Below are 16878 nucleotides of genomic sequence, written 5' to 3'. Positions count from 1 at the left end.
AGACTCAATGTACAACCTGCGCAACCGCCACTTCCTCAAAGAGATCGACTTCACCACCGGGGAGTTGACGCACCTGCTGCGGCTCTCCGCCGCACTCAAGGCGGCGAAGTACGCCGGCACCGAAGTCCCCCACCTGCAGGGCAAGGAGATCGCACTGATCTTCGAGAAAACGTCCACCCGAACCCGGGCCGCATTCGAAGTTGCCGCCTATGACCAAGGTGCGCACGTGACATACCTAGACCCGTCGGGTTCCCAGATGGGCCACAAGGAATCGATCGCCGACACCGCCCGCGTTCTCGGGCGTCTATACGACGCAATTGAGTTCCGCGGCGCGGCTCACAGTGAAGTCGAAGAGCTGGCAGCGAACGCCGGTGTGCCGGTGTACAACGGACTCACTGACGACTGGCATCCCACCCAAATGCTGGCCGACTTCCTCACCATGTATGAGGCTGCTCGCAAGCCCTACGACGCAATCTCCTACTGCTACATGGGCGACGCACGCAACAACACCGGCCGGTCGCTGCTCATAACCGGCGCCATCATGGGCTCCGACGTCCGCATCTGCGGTCCCAAGGAGCTCTGGCCCCCTGACGACGTCATTCAGATCGCCTCTCAACGTGCTGAGGCGAGCGGCGCCAGAATCACACTGACAGACAGCCCTGATGAAGCGCTCCCCGGTGCGGACTTCGTCTATACCGACGTGTGGCTCTCGATGGGCGAGCCAAAGGAGGTCTGGAGCGATCGCGTGAGCCAACTCGCCGCCTACCAGGTCAACCGTGCAGCAATAGAGAAGACAGGGAACCCACAGGCCAAGTTCCTCCACTGCCTGCCAGCATTCCATGACAAGAAGACGAAGCTTGGCCGGGAGATCATGGAGCAGACCGGCATGGATGACGGACTGGAGGTGACCGACGAAGTGTTCGAGTCGCCACAGAGCATCGTCTTCGACCAAGCCGAAAACCGGCTCCACACCATCAAAGCCGTACTCGTCGCGACACTCGCCAACGTGTAAAGCAGTGAGCGTTCTCCGCGAGTCAGGCCATCGTGATGCTGGTCCGACGCTGGGTTAATCCATGGTTTATATCTCTGCCCCCGCGAGGGCCAACCTCGTGGAAATCCACGTAGCGAGCACAACGAAAACCCATTCGAGCCTGTGAGCCCGGGCTCGTCGACGTTGGTGCCACAATCTCGAACGGCCTCGCCCACGCCCTAAGTATCAAACAGCACGGGGCACTGCTCGCCTCCCAAGAGGAATGCACTCAAGTTGTAGTCGGTCCGGCCGCGGGCCTGATGTTCGGAACTGACCAGTGATGCCTGTGGCCTGACGACACGACAGAGTACGGCCCATGAAATTCTTTGATGGATCTTCAAGGCGCAGAGGATCCAGTCCTTACCGTCGGCCATCTACGCTTTCTCTAACGGGAGGCGAAGCCCGCCGTTCACATGACTCGACATCAGCGGCATCACGGTCGCAGGTGAGGTGACGACAGGAAATCTATCCTGGGAGTGGCAGATCCAAGCTTGCGCTCAGAGGTCTGGGAACGGCCTACCGTTGGTCAGGACTCGTCGAAACAGAAGGTTCTCAGATGGATTCAGAGAAATTGGAAAGAATCAGGGGCGGTGCGGGTTTCATCGCGGCGTTGGATCAGAGCGGGGGCAGCACGCCGCAGTCGCTGAGGCTCTACGGGATCAGCGAGGATTCCTATTCCAGCCCGGCGGAGATGTTCGATCTGGTGCACCGGATGCGCGCCCGTATCATCACCAGTCCGGCGTTCGACGGTGAGCGCATCCTGGGGTCGATCCTGTTCGAAGACACGATGGACCGGGAGATCGACGGGCGTCCGACGGGTGAGTACCTGTGGGAGGTGAAGGGAATCGTGCCGTTCCTCAAGATCGACAAGGGACTGGCAGCGCAGACCCACGGTGCCCAGGTCATGAAGCCCATCCCCGAGCTGGACGCCCTGCTGACCCGCGCGGTGGGCAGGCGCATGTTCGGCACGAAGATGCGCTCGGTCATCAAGGCGCCCGGAGGTGGGCTAGATGCCGTCGTCGCCCAGCAGTTCACCATCGCGCGGCAGATCCTGCGGTTCGGGTTGGTGCCCATCGTGGAGCCCGAGGTCGACATCCACTCCCCCGACAAGGCCGGGGCCGAGAACCAGTTGCGCACTGCCATCCGGGAAGAGCTCGACGGGCTCGGCGAGGATCAGCCGGTCATCCTCAAACTGAGCCTGCCGGAGCGTGATGATCACTACCGTGAGTTCGTGGACCATCCCCGGGTGGTGCGGGTGCTGGCGCTGTCGGGCGGCTATTCCCGCGCGGAAGCCAACACTCGCCTGGCCCGCAACCCGGGGATGATCGCCAGTTTCTCCCGCGCCCTGACGGAAGGGCTGACCGCCGGGCAGAGCGATGCAGAGTTCGACGCTGCACTGGATGGAGCGATTGCGTCGATCGTGGCTGCCTCACGCACCTGACGCACCTTGTCGGGGTGGATAAGCCGATGGCTGCCGGGAGCATGGTCGCTCCCGGCAGCCATCGCATCTCTCTGTCGGCTCGTGATACTCAGTCGCGGGCTAGTGATTTCACGAAATCGCGGCGGACCCCCAGCGCTGTGTCGGTGCGGTGAATGGATTCTTCACCGTCCTCGACCGGACCGGCCAGGGCGCGGATGGCGTCGATGTTCTCCGGGGTCACGATGGCCTGGTTGTCGACCGTGTACGTGCAGAACAGTTCGGTGCCGTCCACGGTGAGGATGTCTTCCCAGACTGCGACCTCGTACATGTCCCCGCGGGGCCTGCCGAGGTCCTGCATCAGCTCGGCGGTGCTGTTGACCGCCACGATGCCATCGGAGCGGCGGACGACCGCGATCCTGGGCACCGTCCGGAACGCCTCGAGGACCTCGGCCTTCTCGACGGGGCGGGTGAGCTCGATCGTCCAGTAGTGCAGGTGGTTCTGGGTATGGGCCCCTTTCGCTGCCATGGTGACGACGTCGAGGTCAGGGACCACCGACTGGGCGTCGGGTCCCTGGTGGCTGGGAATGCGTCCCTCGGGGACGATCGTGTTCATGATCCCGGAGTGGTCGGACTCCCAGGGGTCGGTGGCGCGTCGGATGAGCACCCCGCGCGCCTTCGACAGCAGCCCGACGTTCTTCAGCGCGGTGAGGGTGCGCACGGTCGCGGTGGTGTTGCACGAGACGACCCGGGTGGTGTCGCGGCCGCGGGCGGAGCTGTAGTTGGCATGAGCCACGAAGGAATGTCCCGTCAGATCGTGCTTCTCCCCGCCCTGAAACACGGACTTCACTCCATGCGCCCGGTAGAGGTCAAGGTTTCCGGCCCCGACCTTGGCCGGGGTGCTGTCCACGACGACATCAACCTGATCGAGCAGGTCAGGCAGTTCACCCGCCACGGCATGCCCAGAGGCGCGCATCTCCTGATAAGCCTCGGAGGTGGAGGCGAAGACGGGGATGTCACGCGCGGCGGCGGCCGCGACCCGGTAATCGGCGGTGATGTCGCTGACGCCGATGAGTGCCATGTCGTCTTGGGCCCGGACGGCGTCGGCGACGCGTTTGCCGATGACCCCGTACCCGTTCACCGCGACTTTGATCTTGGTGTCCATGCTCATTCCTTTCGAGGTGGTGCGCTGGCGTGACTCCCGGTCGGCTCGTCACCGGGTGGTCAGAGTTCGTCGAGCATCGTCTTCATCTCCTGGATCTCTGCTTCCTGGTCTTCGATGACCTGCTCGGCCAGGGCTTTCGCCTGCGGGTTCTGCCCGTCGGCGACCTGCTGTTCGGCCATTTCGACGGCACCCTCGTGGTGTCTGGTCATCTGTTCCAGGTACAGCTTCGCGGCCTCCGTGCCGGTGGCGTCTTCGAGCTGCTGCATGTCGTCTTCGCTCATCATCCCGCTCATGCCGCCGTGACCGCCCATCTCACCCATGTCACTATCGCCCATGGGCTCCTGGCCCCAGGCTTCGAGCATGGCGTTCATCCGGTCGATCTCAGGCCCCTGCGCGTCGATCACGCCCTGGGCGAAGTCGGCGACGTTCTGCGGGATGTCATCCTTGGCCAACAGGGTCTCGCTCATCTCGACGGCCTGCTGATGGTGCGGGATCATCATCTGCGCGAACATCACGTCGGCGTCGTTGTGCTCCTCGGAGATCTCTCCTTCGGAGCCGGCGGTGTCGGTGGCGACCGAGGTCTCAGGGGCGGGATCTTCCCCTGTGCTGCCGGGGTCGGCGTTCCCGGCGCATGCCGAGAGGATCAGCGTGCCGGCGACGGCTGCCGCAACTGCTAGTGGTGTGCGCTTCATGATGTGACCTTTCCTTGGTGGTGGACGGTTTCTGGTCGGGACGTCTCAGTCGGGGTTGGTGCCAGGCGGGCCGGGTTGAGTTCGGTGCGGCGCAGCAGCTGGGCGTTGAGCGCGACGATGATCGTCGACAGGGACATCAGGATCGCGCCGACGGCCGGGGAGAGCACGAGCCCGATGGGGGCCAGGACTCCGGCGGCCAGCGGGACGGCGAGGACGTTGTAGCCGGTCGCCCAGGCCAGGTTCTGGATCATCTTGCGGTAGCTGGCCCGGGACAGGTCGATCATCGACAGCACTGCTCGCGGGTCGTCGCTGGCCAGTACGACCCCGGCCGATTCCATCGCCACGTCGGTGCCGGCCCCGATGGCGATGCCGACGTCGGCACGGGCGAGGGCGGGGGCGTCGTTGACGCCGTCGCCGACCATCGCCACCGACAGTCCCCTGTTCTGCAGGTCGATGACGGCGGAGTCCTTGTCCTGCGGGAGCACTTCGGCGAAGACCTCGTCGATGCCGAGGTCGCGGCCGACGGCGTCGGCGACCTGCTGCGCGTCGCCGGTGATGAGCGCGACCTTCACACCGCGTTCCTGCAGGGCGTGGACTGCGGCTCGGGATTCCGGCCGCACCTGGTCCTCCAGGGCGACCGCCCCGATGATTGTCCGGTCCTGGACGATGTGCAGGACGCTGGCGCCGCGCTGGGTCCATTCCGCGACGTCGGCTGCGATCTCGGCTGGTGATTCCAGTCCGTAGTCGCGCAGCATGTTGGGACCGCCCACGGTGATCTCGGAACCATCGACGATGGCGCGGACCCCGCGACCGGCGGCGGTGGTGAACTCGCTGGCCTGCAGGCGCGCCGAGGCCGCTTCCGGGTTTTCGGCTGCCGCTGCGGTGATCGCCCGTGCCACCGGGTGTTCGCTGTTGGCCTCGGTGGCGGCGGCCAGCGCCAGCACGCGGCCTTCGCTGATTCCTGACACATGCGCGGTCCCGGTGACTGCGTGCGCGCCCTGCGTGAGAGTGCCGGTCTTGTCGAATAGCGCGATATCGATCGAGCGCATCCGCTCCAGCGCGAGCCGGTTCTTGATGAGCAGGCCTGACCGGGCGGCCTTCTCAGTCGAGATAGAGATCACCAGCGGAATTGCCAGTCCGAGTGCGTGCGGGCAGGCGATGATCAGCACTGTGACGGTGCGGATGACGGCCTGGTCGGGCGCGCCCAGCAGCGTCCAGATGAGCGCAGTGATGATGCCGGCCCCCAACGCGAACCAGAACAGCAGCGCTGCGGCACGATCGGCCAGCGCCTGCGCCCGCGACGACGATGCCTGCGCGTCAGCGACCATCCGCTGAATGCCGGCCAGGGCAGTCTCGCCGCCGGTGGCTTCCACGGTTAGACGCACCGCGTTGTCCGTGGCGACGGTGCCGGCCACGATCTTGTCACCGAGCTCACGCGGGACAGGTTTGGACTCACCAGTGATCATCGACTCATCGAACTCGGCGTGCCCGTCGATGATGCGGCCGTCGGCAGGCACCCGGGCCCCGGACCGAACCAGCACCGTGTCACCCGTCTGCAGTTCGGCGATCGGGACGGTGACGATCCCGGACTCGGTGACCTTCTCCGCCTCGTCGGGCAGCATCTCAGCCAGCGCGTCAAGGGCACCGGATGCCGCACCGAGTGCCCGCATCTCCAGCCAGTGCCCCAACAGCATGATGGTGACCAGCAGTGCCAGCTCCCACCAGAAGTCGAGCATGAAGTCGCCGATGCCCAGGCTGGTGGCCCAGGAGGCGACGAAGGCCACGGTGATGGCCATCGCGATCAGTAGCATCATCCCCGGCTGCCGTGATTTCAGCTCATTGAGCCCGCCCTTGAGGAAGGGCGTGCCGCCGTAGACGTAGATGACGGTGCCCAGCACCGGGGCGATCCAGGCCGAGCCGAAGAACTCGGGCACCTGGTAGCCGAGCAGGTCGGCGACCATGTGGCTGAAGATGACGACCGGCACCGACAGGATCAGGCTGACCCAGAACCGGTTCCGGAACATCGCAACGCTGTGCCCGGCGTGCTCCCCGTGGCCTGCATGCGCGTCATGGTCGTGTCCGGCATGACCACCGTGGGCCGGTGCCGGGCGTTCATCGAGGGCGGAGTGGCCGTGGCCCTGCGGCATCGCCTGTCCGTGGCTGCCCGCGTCGAGGTGATCGTCGTGGTGATGGTGGTGGTGCTCCGGATTGCTCATCGTTGTCCTTCACAGTCAGGGGATGGGTAGCCGATCAGGCTTCTGTTCCGGGGTATCCGGCCGCGGCAAGCGCCGATTGCAGCGCCGCCGTGTCCACCGGTGCGCTGCTGGTCACCGTGACGGTGGACCGGCCGTGGGGCACCAGCGTGACGTCCACCTGGGCGTTCGCATCCAGTGCGTGTACGGCCTGGGTTACTCGCGAAGCGCAGCCCTGGCAGGTCAGCCCTTCCACAGCGAGTGTGACCGTAGAGGTCGGCTCCGCACTGTTGCCAGTTGCGTTTGTAGTGGCGGTGTCGGCTGGTGCGCAGCAGGCACAGCCTGTCGATGCGAGGGGCAGCTGGCGGGAGGATGCGGTCATGATGTGCTCCTGACTAGTGGGCTCGGAGAGGTGGAGAGAGCCTCCAACAACCCGACTATACCCCCATGGGGTATGTGAGTAAAGGTGTTTGTTCTCACGGGTAGGCCTTTCCGGGGGTGCGGGGCAGTTCGATGGTGAACTCGGAGCCGTGTCCGGGGCCGGCGGAGGAGGCGGTGAGGGTGCCGCCGTGGGCTGCGATGAGGGCATGGGAGATCGTCAGGCCGATGCCGGAGCCGCCGTGGTCGCGATCGCGGGCGGTGTCGCCGCGGTAGAAGCGTTCGAAGATGTGGGTGAGCTGGTCGGCGGTCATGCCGTCGCCGGTGTCGGTGACGCGGATGAGCACGGTGTCGCGGGTGTTGGTGGCGGTGAGGGAGACGGTTCCCCCGGGTGGAGTGTGGCGCAGGGCGTTCGACAGGAGGTTGTCGAGGACTTGTGCCAACCGTTGCCGGTCGGCGATCACGGTGCCGGCTCGGGGGTCGGCTGTGGTGGTGAGGGTCACGCCCTTGGCTGTGTAGCTCTCCTGGACTGCGGCAGCAGTGCTGTCGAGCAGGTCGGCGATGGGTACGGGGGCGGGGTCGAGGTCGATGCGGCCTTCCTCAGCGCGGGAGACATCGTCGATGTCTTCGACAAGGCGTGTCAGGCGTGCCAGCTGGTCGGCCATCACGGCGTGGGTGGTGGGGTTCCACTCGACGACCTGGTCCTGCAGCCCCTCGAGGTAGACGGAGATGACCGAGACCGGTGTGCTCATCTCGTGGGCGAGGTCGGACAGGATGCGTTGCCGCGTCTCTTCGGTGCGGGTCAGCTGGTCGGCCATCGTGTTGAACGCTCGGGCCAGGGAGTCGAGTTCGACGCCGGCGCCGACCACCGGGACGCGCACATTGTAGTTGCCGCGGGCGACTTCGGCTGCCCCAGCGGTGAGCTGTTCCAGCGGGGTGCGGATCGTGCGGGAGAGCAGGAAGCTGGCCAGGAGCGCGCAGGCCAGACCGGTGCCCAATGCCACCGCCAGGGTGATCAGGTTCGCGTCGCGGTAGGCCTGCTCGACATGGAACAGTTCCGAGGATCCCCCCGGGATGCCGGCCATTTCCAGGTGTTCGTGGAACAGCGGGGGCCCGGCCACGGTGGCGACTGCCACCGCGCCGAGCAGGCTTGCCGCCACCACGATCAGCTGCGTGGCGAACAGGCGGGTGGCCAGGCCGGAGTTGCGCAGCCTCATCGGAGCACCATGCGATAGCCGACGCCGCGGACGGTCTCGATGAGGCCACCACCGTCGGGCTCTTCACCGAGCTTGCGCCGCAGGTGGCCGATGTGGACATCGACGATCCGTTCATCGCCGACCCAGGATGTGTCCCAGACGGCGTCGATGAGCTGCCGGCGGGAGAGCGCGCGGTGGGGTGCTGCGGACAGGGCGACCAGCAGGTCGAACTCGGTGCGCGTCAGGGGAAGCACCGCATCGTCGCGGCGGACCTCGTGGCCGGCGAGGTCGATGGTGAGCTCGCCGACGACGCGGACGGGGTCCTGGGGTGGGTTTCCGGTGCGGGGACGCCGGAGCACGGCGTGGACTCGGGCGACCAGTTCCCGGACGCTGAAGGGTTTGGTGATGTAGTCATCCGCACCGGCGGCAAGCCCCATGAGCTTGTCGTTCTCACCACCTCGGGCGGTCAGGATCAGCACGTAGCACTCCGACATCGCCCGCACGCGGCGGCAGACCTCGATTCCGTCGAGCCCGGGCAGTCCGAGGTCGAGGATCAGCACGTCCGGCTCCTCGGCCCTGACGCTGTCGAGCGCCTGGACTCCGGTGTGTGCCTGCTCGACGTGGAAGCCGTCTCGGCTCAGATAGGTCGCCACCATCTGCGCCAGAGGCTTTTCATCCTCGGCGACGACGATGCGTCCGCCAGGGTGGTGGTCGGTTCGTTCAGTCCGCATGTACCCAGTCTGTCCCCAGTTCAGGTGGCACACAGTCCTCAGCGCCCTCTGCGGCCGGAATCTTCGTCAAACCTTCAAATGCCCGGGTCTGTCCCGCGCTCGGGGGGTCTGGTGATGTCGATGCTCGTGGCGGCCTCGGCCGGGCAGGTGCGCTCGATCTGCAGCGTGGAGAAGTAGATGTCGAACCGGTCGGTGAGCAAATCGGTCGCCTGTTCCAGGACGGCCTCATGCTGGGCCGGGTTGGCCACGTGCAGGTGCGCGGAGAAGACGGTGCGCCCTGAGGTGATGGTCCAGGCGTGCACGTGGTGGACGTCCTCAACGCCGTCGATCTCCTCCAGCGCGGCGATCGCCGCCGGCAGGTCGAGGTGTTCGGGGGTGCCTTGCAGCAGGATTCGCAGGGCCGACCGGATGATGGTCCACGACGCCCACAGCAGCACCACGCCGAAGACCATGCCCAGCAGCGGGTCGATCGCGAGGAAGCCTGTCAGTTGGATGACCACCGCGGAGATGATGATGATGATGCTGCCGACGAAGGTCTGCAGGATGTGCCAGAACGCGCCCTTGATGTTCAGGTTCGTCTTCTGACGTTGGTAGAGCAGCCGGAATGCGATGAGCTCGGTGACAATGCCGCCGGCGGCCACCCAGAGCATCACCGTGGTGGGCAGCTCGATCGGGTCGGCCAGCCGCATGGCTCCCATGTAGAACACGTAGGCGGCCATCAGGGTGAGGAAGAGTCCGTTGAACAGGGCCCCGATGATCTCTGCGCGGGCCCACCCGAAGGTCTCCTTCGCAGTGGCGGGGCGTTGGCTCAGACGCTGGGCGACCAGCGCGATCAGCACCCCGCCGACAGCCGAGAACGTGTGGAAGGCATCGGAGATCACCGCGACCGATCCGGACCACAGCCCGATGACCAGCTCGATGACGAAATACACTCCCGTCAGCCATCCCGAGATGCGCAGCGCTCGGCTGTCTCGTCCGGTGGGGAGGTGTGTACTGTGGCTGTCTTGGCTCATGGCTTCTTCCTAGGGGAGTTCGCGGGGATGTGATAACGGCGGTCGCGGTGGCGTCTCTCCGGCGGCCGGGCTTCCGGCAAGGTCGACTTTCCAGACGTCGCCAGGCCCGAGTGTCCTCTCGATGCCCTCGGCACAGATCCGCACCGGATCGACGGAGCAGGGCTGAAGGCGTATCGTCATCGTCTGCTGGTCGAGGTCGACGGCAAGCGGCTGTCCCCGGAATCTGAGTTGGAAACTGACGGCATCCAGCCCGTCGGGAAGCACCGGGTGCAACCACAAGATATCGGCGCGAGTCTCCACGCCGCCGTAGCAGCGCAGAATCATATCGGCGGTGCCGGCCATAGCACCGATGTGAACGCCTTCACGTGTCGTTCCGCCTTGAGTGTCGGCGAGGTCGGTTTGGAGGGCCTGTTCGAATATTGACCATGAGTGCTTCCGATCAGTTCGTGCAAGAACCCAGGCGTGGACGACGCGGCTCAGGGTCGACCCGTGGCTGGTGCGGTCGAGGTAGTAGCGGACTGTGCGTGGGATCGCGTCGGCAGGCAGACTGTACCCCAGGCGCTCGAGGACCCCGCGGAGTTCTTCGGCGGAAAACAGATAGAACAGCATGAGGACATCGGCTTGTTTCGAAAGCTTGTACCGGTTGGTCGTGTCACCTTCGGCTTGCAGGATGAGGTCCAGGCGGCCGATGTTGGCGTACCGGGTGCGGTAGTGCTCCCAGTCGAACTCTTCCAGCGCTTCATAGCCTTCGAACTGGCTGATGATGCCGTCGGTCAGCCACGGCACTCTCAGTCGGCGGCTGATCCTGTCCCAGCGCTTCGTCTCTCCGTCGGTCAGGCGCAGGCGGGTCCATAGGTCGCCGCAGTCGTGCCCGGCCAGCAGGGCCACGACATCTTGTGCTCGGGCCAGGACCCAGGCGGCAAGCACGTTGGTATACGCATTGTTGCGAAGCCCCTCACCGGGCGCGCCGGGATAACCGTCGTGGAACTCGTCCGGTCCCATCACGCCGGTGATGTCGAAACGATCATCGCGAGAGTCGTGGATCGAGACGCTGCTGAATAGGCGCGCGACTTCCACGATCATCTCAGCGCCGTAGTCTGCGAGGAAACCCACATCAGCTGTGGACTGGTAGTACTGCCAGGTGCTGTAGGCCACCCCCAGCCCCACATGCAGCTGTCGGTGGGAGTTGTCCGGCATCCACTGCCCGTTCCTGACGTTGAACAGGGCAGGAGGAGTCTCTTCCCTCCCGTCGCTGCCTGACTGCCATGGAAACAGGGCACCGTCGAGTCCTGCTTCGCGGGCAGCCTCACGGGCCGTGGGCAGACGCCGGTGCCGGTACAGCAGGAAAGCCCGGGTCAGCTCGGGCCGACGCAATGTGAGCATCGGGAAGACGAACAGCTCGTCCCAGAAAATATGGCCCCGGTATCCTTCGCCGTGCAACCCTCGTGCGGGCAGTCCGGCATCCAGATCAGGATCCGCCGCCGCGACGGTCTGCAGGACGTGGAAGATGTGCAGGTTCAGCGCCAGCTGCTGGGCCACGCCGGTCTGCAGGCCAACACCGAAGCGCGCCCATAACTGGTTCCAGGCCTCCTCGTGGTCCGCCAGGAGCTGGTCGAAGTCAGCAGTTCTTCTGATCCTGCCGGCCGCATCCAGGGCGGGAGTGGAAATCCCGCGGTCCCTTGAGGTGGCGGCAGCGACGGTCTTGCTGAGTTGGACCGCAGACCCGGCTTGCACCTGAACGAGAATCTCCTGTCCAGTCCGTGTCCCCGGGTGATAGCTCCGAGCCGCCTCTACCGTGGCAGGGCTGATCCGGGTACGCGCTGCCAAGGCGACTGCCACGAGGGACTGACTGGTGGTCGTGCTGTGAAGCACCGTCTCCTGATCGAGCTGCTGCGACTGTCCGGCAGTCAGATGCGCATTGGGAAGATCGCGATCGGCGAGGACGTTGGCGTTGGTGACGTCCCCGTTCACTGCGGAGTCGATCCTCAGCTCTCCGGACCAGTTCTCTGCCTCTACCGTGATTTCGAGTGCAGCCACCCGCGGATCAACCACCGAATGCAGCTGGCGCGAACTCACGCGGGTGATGCGGCCTTCGTCATCCCGGTACCGATTGGTGCGCTCAAGCACTCCCCTGCGCAGGTCGAGCACCTGACGGTGGCTGATCATCTCGGGACTGCAGGGTCGCAGGTACGTCCCGCCGACCGGCTGTATGCGCACGTAGGTCCAATCGGGCATGTTGACCAGGTGCTCGACCTCGCTGTCCCGGCCTCCCAGGTCGGACATCAGCCTGTTGTACACCCCGGCGAAGTAGGTCCCGGGATAATGCGTCCCGTCGGCGACGCTGCCCAATGCCGCCCCCCGAGTCGCCCAGTACCCGTTGCCCAACGTGCACAGCGCTTCCCGGGTCTGTTCCTGCGCCGGGTCGAAGCGGTCGTAGATCAGCCTCCACCCGTCGGCCGGATGGACGTCGGCGCCCCCGCACCACCACCGTCGTTGCCGGGCACTCCGCGAATCCTCGCAGGCTGGTTCCGGGAGGTGCTTGAGGTGCATGATTCTCGCTGCTTCCCTGTCTTCCGCAGATGACTCCGGCCCATCGGCATCCGCCCGTGAGCTTTCATCGGTGACGGCGCGCGGACAACAAGCGTCGGCGCGCACTTCCGACGGTATCGACGATCTTCCGGGGGGTGAAGCGCTTCCGTGTGAAGATTCGTTGAAGAACCCACAGCCGCTTGCTGACCGCCGCTGATCTACGTCACGGCTTTCTTGGCCGCCCCTGGGCTTGGGATCTGAGGGCTTCCGGAGAGAGCACGTGAGGAGTCGGCTCGGCTACCGAGGATGAGGAGGGTGAGAAGGACCCCGTACACGGGCAGGTGCCCGATGAGTTCGGCCGTGCCGAACAGGGCCAGGGTCGCGGTGAAGGGGACGGCGGTCACGAGGGCGATGAGCTGCGGCAGGGCACCGGAGATCAGCAGCAGGCCCAGGGCAAGTTCGACCCCGCCGGCGATCAGTGCGAAGCTCTCCGGGGTGACGCCGAGGGGCGCCAGGACGTTGAGCACTGGCACCTGCACGAGCATCGCCTGGGCCATGTCCGGGTTAGCGAGCTTTTCACTGATGGCCAAGCCGATCAGCGACACTCCGGCCCCGAGCTTGAGCGCCAGCCCTGCTCTGGACAGCGTCCGGGCATCGAGCGCACCGCGGGAGCCTTCCGTTGCGCGCGGGGGCAGGACGAAGAGGAACACTGCGCTGCCCACGAGTACCGCTGTACTGGCCACCGATTCCCACCCGGAGGCAACGGTGATGCCGGTGGCGGCAAGCACGATCGCGACGGCTGCAATGCGCACGAAGACCCCGGCGATCAGCATCACGCCCACGATGATCTGCGGCACGAGCAGGAGGGCTTCCCACCTGTCCGGCGCTCGAAAGGTGGGGCTGAGGACCGCACCGGAGAAGGAGAGGACAATCAGGCTGAGACCCACATGCAAGGCCAGAATGCGCGGCGCCCACGGTGCCAGCACCGCCAGGAGGCGTGCCGGTTTGAACGCTGACAGTTCCGGCACCGACAGCCGCGAGGCGGCGGCCCGCCCCAGGAGAGTGACCACGACGGCCACGACGACTCCAAGCAGGACGCCCGGGCGCAGCAACGCCGCACCGTCGACCGGATAGTCCTGAGGGTCAGCAACGAACCACTGCTGATGTGCGACAGCCGGGGTCACGCTGCCGGCTGCGATGAGAACTCCCCCGACGAGCGCGACCACAGCGCGCCTGACGACCGTGAGCACAGCAGTGAACCTCCAGAGGGGGCAGGCGTGGCGGACGGTCTCAAGTATGTGGCCCGAGAACTGCGCGACCGCCCCGCCACCAGGCCGTGAACCGGCATTCTTTATCAAAGCTTCAAGAATCCCGGTCGTTTCACCATCTCCGGCTCGACCAGAATGGAGGGAGTCGTTTTCCTGCGAGTTGAAGAAGAAGGATGCTCTCACCTCTGTCGCGTCGTTCGATGATCCGCCGGTCAGGCTCGTGACCGTCCTCCTCGCACTTGGCCTGGCCGGGTGCGGCAGCGATGCCGACGAGTTGGCCGACCAGGTGCCGGAGGTCAATGAGCAGGGCTATATTTCCGGGGCCGGGGTCATCACCCAACTGCCCATCGGTGAGCGGGGTGAGCCGATCGAGTTGGCCGGTGAGTACACCGACGGCACTGCCTTCGACCTTGCCGACTGGCGTGGAGCCCCGGTGGTGCTCAACCTGTGGTACGCCGCCTGCCCTCCGTGCCGCAAGGAAGCCCCCGCACTGCAGGCCAACTACGAGCGATACCAAGCCGACGGCGTGAAGTTCTTGGGCATCAATGTTCGCGATGAGGCACTGGCCGCCGACGCGTTCGCCAGGACCTTCGATCTGACGTTTCCGTCCATGCTCGATCAGGACGGGCTCGGTGTGGCAGCACTCGGTGCGGTGCTGCCCCCGCAGGCGGTCCCGTCCACCGTGGTCCTGGACGCCCAGGGCAGGGCGGCGGCGCGGGTGATGGGAGCCGTGGACGAGTCCACCCTCAAAGCGTTGATCGGCGACGTGCTGGACGAGCCGGCATGACACTCACAGCCTCCATCGGTGAGACCTTTTCGCAGACCGCCTTGTCCGGTCCGATGCTGTTGGCGATCCCGGTGGCCATCCTGGCCGGGGCGGTCTCGTTCTTTTCCCCGTGCGTCCTGCCGCTGGTCCCCGGCTACGTCGGCTACGTCACCGGGTTGGGTGCCGCCGCGTTGACCGACCGGAAGATCAGCCGGGTCGTCATCGGGGTTTCCCTGTTCATTGTCGGCTTCGCCGCGGTCTTCGTGTCGATGGGCCTGGCGTTCAGCCTCGCCGGTGTCTTGCTCAGCCAGTGGGCCGATGTCCTCAACCGCGTGATGGGTGTCGTCGTCATCATCGCCGGCATCGTGTTCATGGGCGGGATCGGCATGTTCCAGCGCACCGCCCGCATCTCCAAGCGTCCACCCGCCGGGCTGTGGGGTGCCCCCGCCCTGGGCGCCACCTTCGCCTTCAGTTGGGCCCCGTGCATGGGTCCCACACTCGCGGCGGTGCTGGCGCTGTCGACCAGCTTCGGGGTAACCGGCACCGACGGCATCTGGCGCGGTGCCCTGCTGACGCTGATGTACTGCCTCGGACTGGGAGTGCCGTTCATCGTCGTGGCCGTGCTCATCGTCAAGGGCACCGGCAGGCTGCAGTGGGCCAGAGACCACCACCTGCTGATCAGCCGGATCGGCGGGGCGATGCTCATCATCATCGGCGTGCTGCTCGTCAGCGGCGTCTGGACCCAGTGGGTCAACAGCCTGCAAGGCATGATCGGCGGCTTCGAAACCATCATCTGACACACCCCCGCCCACTCAGTGAGACCACGCATTCGCAGTCCTCACTCCTGCGCATGCTGACCCTCGGGCACCCGCCCGAACGACAAGGAGATGAACGTGAAACGAGTAGCGATCGCTGCAGCGACACTCTCGCTGGTGCTGGCAGGATGCGCGCCGGCAGCAGACTCCGAACCATCACCCAGCACCGGCTCGCAGGCTGATCTCCTTGCCACCTACGACCTCGACAACATGGATACGTTCGAGATCATCAACCATCTGGACCAGCTCGAGACAGCCGACAGGCCTGTGGACCTGATCGCATCCGTCTATCCCGATGAGCTGGTGCTGACCGACAACACGCAGGAAGTGACCCTGGACCTGCCGCAGAACCTGTCGTACCTATCGATCGCCCCCTACGTCGACCAGACACATGACTGCTTCTACCACAGCCTGACCACCTGCCAGGGCGAGCTCAGCAACACAACCGTCGACGTCCAGATCACCGACAGCACCACCGGTGAGACCGTGGTCGACGAGCAGGTGGCCACCTTCGACAACGGGTTCATCGGCTTCTGGGTGCCCAGCGACATCACCGGCACCATTGAGATCAGCCACGACGGCCGGACGGGCGCCTCGGACTTCACCACCACCGACGACGGCGCCACCTGCATCACCGACCTGCAATTCACCTAAAAAGCAGCGGTGGGCGAAGCGAGACCGTGACCATGAAGCCGTTGCATCAGGAACGGGCGGCAACATCGACGCGGCAGTCCGACTCCACCAGCGGATCCGGCGCGCCCGGAGCGACCCCGCCGACGAAGGCAGCACCGGCCGACATCGGGTTCGTGGGGCTGCTGCGGTGGGCGTGGCGGCAGCTGACCACCATGCGAGCGGCGCTGATCCTGCTGCTCATGCTGGCGCTGGCCATCATCCCGGCTTCCCTGCTGCCCCAGCGCATCCAGGATCCGGCCCGGGTGGCAAGCTTCATCGAGGACAACGGGCAGTGGGGAGAAGTCCTCGACACCTTCCAGCTGTTCGACGTCCACTCATCGGTGTGGTTCGCCAGCATCTACATCCTGCTGATGGTCTCGCTGGTCGGCTGCATCCTGCCCCGCACCCGGCAGCATCTCCGGGCGATGCGCCAGGAGCCGCCGAAAGCGCCGCGCCGTCTGACCCGGATGCCGGGGTATGCCAGCTTTGGCCCGCCGCTGGGCACCTCGAGCAAGGAGCTGCTCGACGCTGCTGAGCGGCTGCTGAAGAAGCGCGGCTACCGCACCGTGAGGCACCCGGACCACATCGCTGCCGAGCGCGTCTATCTCCGGGAGACGGGGAACCTGGTGAATCGCCCCGGGTCTGTTAGAGGCTTGCAAGTGCCGTGCCGGCGGTCGCCGGCACGGTCTGGTGGTGATGGTAGATGTCCTCGAGCTCGACGGGTGGGATCATGCCGATCTCGCCGTGGAGACGTCGGTGGTTGAACCAGTCGATGTACTCAGCGGTCGCGATCTCAAGCTCGTCGATGCCCGTCCAGGGGCCGTGGTTACGGATCAGCTCGGCCTTGAACAGCGAGTTGAAGGCCTCGGCCAGGGCGTTGTCGTAAGATTATCCGGCTAATCAACGTCAGTTTGGTGTTTTGGCCGGTTAATGAAGTCAGTCGCGCAGGCGGCGTAGCTGTTCTTCGTGGCTGCGGATTTGTTCGGCCAGAGTATTTACCGCCGCCCGTAGCGT

General features: G+C 65.5%; 15 protein-coding genes and 1 pseudogene. 6 read left to right on the top strand and 10 right to left on the bottom strand.

The features are described 5' to 3' along the window. The first annotated feature begins 7 nt into the window (after positions 1-7). Positions 8-1012 carry an ornithine carbamoyltransferase gene (gene argF / locus BANT918_RS12055; RefSeq protein ID WP_101620485.1) on the top strand — a complete coding sequence of 335 codons (1005 nt, stop codon included), beginning with the start codon at positions 8-10 and terminating at the stop codon, positions 1010-1012. A gap of 574 nt (positions 1013-1586) precedes the next feature. After that, positions 1587-2471, top strand: a complete 885-nt coding sequence (locus BANT918_RS12050) for a fructose bisphosphate aldolase (RefSeq protein ID WP_101620484.1) — start codon at positions 1587-1589, stop codon at positions 2469-2471. Positions 2472-2559: 88 nt separating this feature from the next. On the opposite strand, the gene BANT918_RS12045 is transcribed toward BANT918_RS12050, so the two are convergent. The 9 genes from BANT918_RS12045 to BANT918_RS12005 form a co-directional block, all read right to left on the bottom strand. Further along, entirely contained in the window at positions 2560-3612 is a 1053-nt protein-coding gene (locus BANT918_RS12045; protein WP_101620483.1) for a type II glyceraldehyde-3-phosphate dehydrogenase, read from the bottom strand. A 59-nt stretch (positions 3613-3671) separates the two neighbouring features. Beyond that, complete coding sequence (locus BANT918_RS12040; RefSeq protein ID WP_101620482.1) at positions 3672-4304, bottom strand: DUF305 domain-containing protein; 633 nt, start codon at positions 4302-4304, stop codon at positions 3672-3674. Then, positions 4301-6520 (bottom strand): copper-translocating P-type ATPase, encoded by a 2220-nt coding sequence (locus tag BANT918_RS12035; protein WP_101620481.1) that lies wholly within the window; start codon positions 6518-6520, stop codon positions 4301-4303. The genes BANT918_RS12040 and BANT918_RS12035 overlap by 4 nt, the downstream gene beginning before the upstream one ends. A gap of 34 nt (positions 6521-6554) precedes the next feature. Then, the gene (locus BANT918_RS12030) at positions 6555-6878 is read right to left on the bottom strand and encodes a heavy-metal-associated domain-containing protein (RefSeq protein ID WP_101620480.1); all 324 of its coding nucleotides are present in this window, start codon (positions 6876-6878) and stop codon (positions 6555-6557) included. A gap of 94 nt (positions 6879-6972) precedes the next feature. Beyond that, positions 6973-8091 carry a sensor histidine kinase gene (locus BANT918_RS12025; RefSeq protein ID WP_101620479.1) on the bottom strand — a complete coding sequence of 373 codons (1119 nt, stop codon included), beginning with the start codon at positions 8089-8091 and terminating at the stop codon, positions 6973-6975. Then, positions 8088-8801: a response regulator transcription factor gene (locus BANT918_RS12020; RefSeq protein WP_101620478.1), complete on the bottom strand. Its 714-nt coding sequence runs from the start codon at positions 8799-8801 to the stop codon at positions 8088-8090. The genes BANT918_RS12025 and BANT918_RS12020 overlap by 4 nt, the downstream gene beginning before the upstream one ends. Before the next feature lie 74 nt (positions 8802-8875). Further along, positions 8876-9814: a cation diffusion facilitator family transporter gene (locus BANT918_RS12015; protein WP_101620477.1), complete on the bottom strand. Its 939-nt coding sequence runs from the start codon at positions 9812-9814 to the stop codon at positions 8876-8878. Between the two features lie 9 nt (positions 9815-9823). Next, positions 9824-12364, bottom strand: coding sequence for a glycoside hydrolase family 65 protein (locus BANT918_RS12010; RefSeq protein WP_101620476.1), 2541 nt, complete (start codon positions 12362-12364; stop codon positions 9824-9826). Positions 12365-12561: 197 nt separating this feature from the next. Then, positions 12562-13593 carry a hypothetical protein gene (locus BANT918_RS12005; RefSeq protein ID WP_101620475.1) on the bottom strand — a complete coding sequence of 344 codons (1032 nt, stop codon included), beginning with the start codon at positions 13591-13593 and terminating at the stop codon, positions 12562-12564. Positions 13594-13771: 178 nt separating this feature from the next. Here BANT918_RS12005 and BANT918_RS12000 point away from each other — a divergent pair, with 178 nt between their 5' ends. The 4 genes from BANT918_RS12000 to BANT918_RS11985 all read left to right on the top strand — a co-directional run bounded on the left by BANT918_RS12000 (position 13772) and on the right by BANT918_RS11985 (position 16628). Further along, positions 13772-14398 (top strand): TlpA family protein disulfide reductase, encoded by a 627-nt coding sequence (locus BANT918_RS12000; RefSeq protein WP_233430472.1) that lies wholly within the window; start codon positions 13772-13774, stop codon positions 14396-14398. Beyond that, positions 14395-15174: a cytochrome c biogenesis CcdA family protein gene (locus tag BANT918_RS11995; RefSeq protein ID WP_101620473.1), complete on the top strand. Its 780-nt coding sequence runs from the start codon at positions 14395-14397 to the stop codon at positions 15172-15174. Before BANT918_RS12000 ends, BANT918_RS11995 begins: the two co-directional genes overlap by 4 nt. A gap of 96 nt (positions 15175-15270) precedes the next feature. Continuing rightward, positions 15271-15846: a CueP family metal-binding protein gene (locus tag BANT918_RS11990; RefSeq protein ID WP_233430470.1), complete on the top strand. Its 576-nt coding sequence runs from the start codon at positions 15271-15273 to the stop codon at positions 15844-15846. 32 nt (positions 15847-15878) lie between these two features. Then, positions 15879-16628: a cytochrome c biogenesis protein ResB gene (locus BANT918_RS11985; RefSeq protein ID WP_101620472.1), complete on the top strand. Its 750-nt coding sequence runs from the start codon at positions 15879-15881 to the stop codon at positions 16626-16628. Positions 16629-16638: 10 nt separating this feature from the next. Here the strand turns inward: BANT918_RS11985 and BANT918_RS18135 are convergent. Continuing rightward, positions 16639-16698 (bottom strand): annotated as a pseudogene (locus tag BANT918_RS18135) (hypothetical protein); the annotation flags it as partial. Positions 16699-16878 lie beyond the last annotated feature (180 nt).

It is taken from the genome of Brevibacterium antiquum CNRZ 918, assembly GCF_900169145.1.
Classification (GTDB): domain Bacteria; phylum Actinomycetota; class Actinomycetes; order Actinomycetales; family Brevibacteriaceae; genus Brevibacterium; species Brevibacterium koreense.
This window is presented reverse-complemented; position numbering and strand designations above follow the sequence as displayed.

Excerpts from the sequence above, each read along its gene's own strand:
- BANT918_RS12050 (WP_101620484.1), top strand. The coding sequence starts at position 1,587 with ATGGATTCAGAGAAATTGGAAAGAATCAGGGGCGGTGCGGGTTTCATC.
- argF (WP_101620485.1), top strand. The coding sequence starts at position 8 with ATGTACAACCTGCGCAACCGCCACTTCCTCAAAGAGATCGACTTCACC.
- BANT918_RS12025 (WP_101620479.1), bottom strand. The coding sequence starts at position 8,091 with ATGAGGCTGCGCAACTCCGGCCTGGCCACCCGCCTGTTCGCCACGCAG.
- BANT918_RS12045 (WP_101620483.1), bottom strand. The coding sequence starts at position 3,612 with ATGGACACCAAGATCAAAGTCGCGGTGAACGGGTACGGGGTCATCGGC.
- BANT918_RS12010 (WP_101620476.1), bottom strand. The coding sequence starts at position 12,364 with ATGCACCTCAAGCACCTCCCGGAACCAGCCTGCGAGGATTCGCGGAGT.
- BANT918_RS11985 (WP_101620472.1), top strand. The coding sequence starts at position 15,879 with ATGAAGCCGTTGCATCAGGAACGGGCGGCAACATCGACGCGGCAGTCC.
- BANT918_RS12040 (WP_101620482.1), bottom strand. The coding sequence starts at position 4,304 with ATGAAGCGCACACCACTAGCAGTTGCGGCAGCCGTCGCCGGCACGCTG.
- BANT918_RS12015 (WP_101620477.1), bottom strand. The coding sequence starts at position 9,814 with ATGAGCCAAGACAGCCACAGTACACACCTCCCCACCGGACGAGACAGC.
- BANT918_RS11995 (WP_101620473.1), top strand. The coding sequence starts at position 14,395 with ATGACACTCACAGCCTCCATCGGTGAGACCTTTTCGCAGACCGCCTTG.
- BANT918_RS12020 (WP_101620478.1), bottom strand. The coding sequence starts at position 8,801 with ATGCGGACTGAACGAACCGACCACCACCCTGGCGGACGCATCGTCGTC.
- BANT918_RS12035 (WP_101620481.1), bottom strand. The coding sequence starts at position 6,520 with ATGAGCAATCCGGAGCACCACCACCATCACCACGACGATCACCTCGAC.
- BANT918_RS12030 (WP_101620480.1), bottom strand. The coding sequence starts at position 6,878 with ATGACCGCATCCTCCCGCCAGCTGCCCCTCGCATCGACAGGCTGTGCC.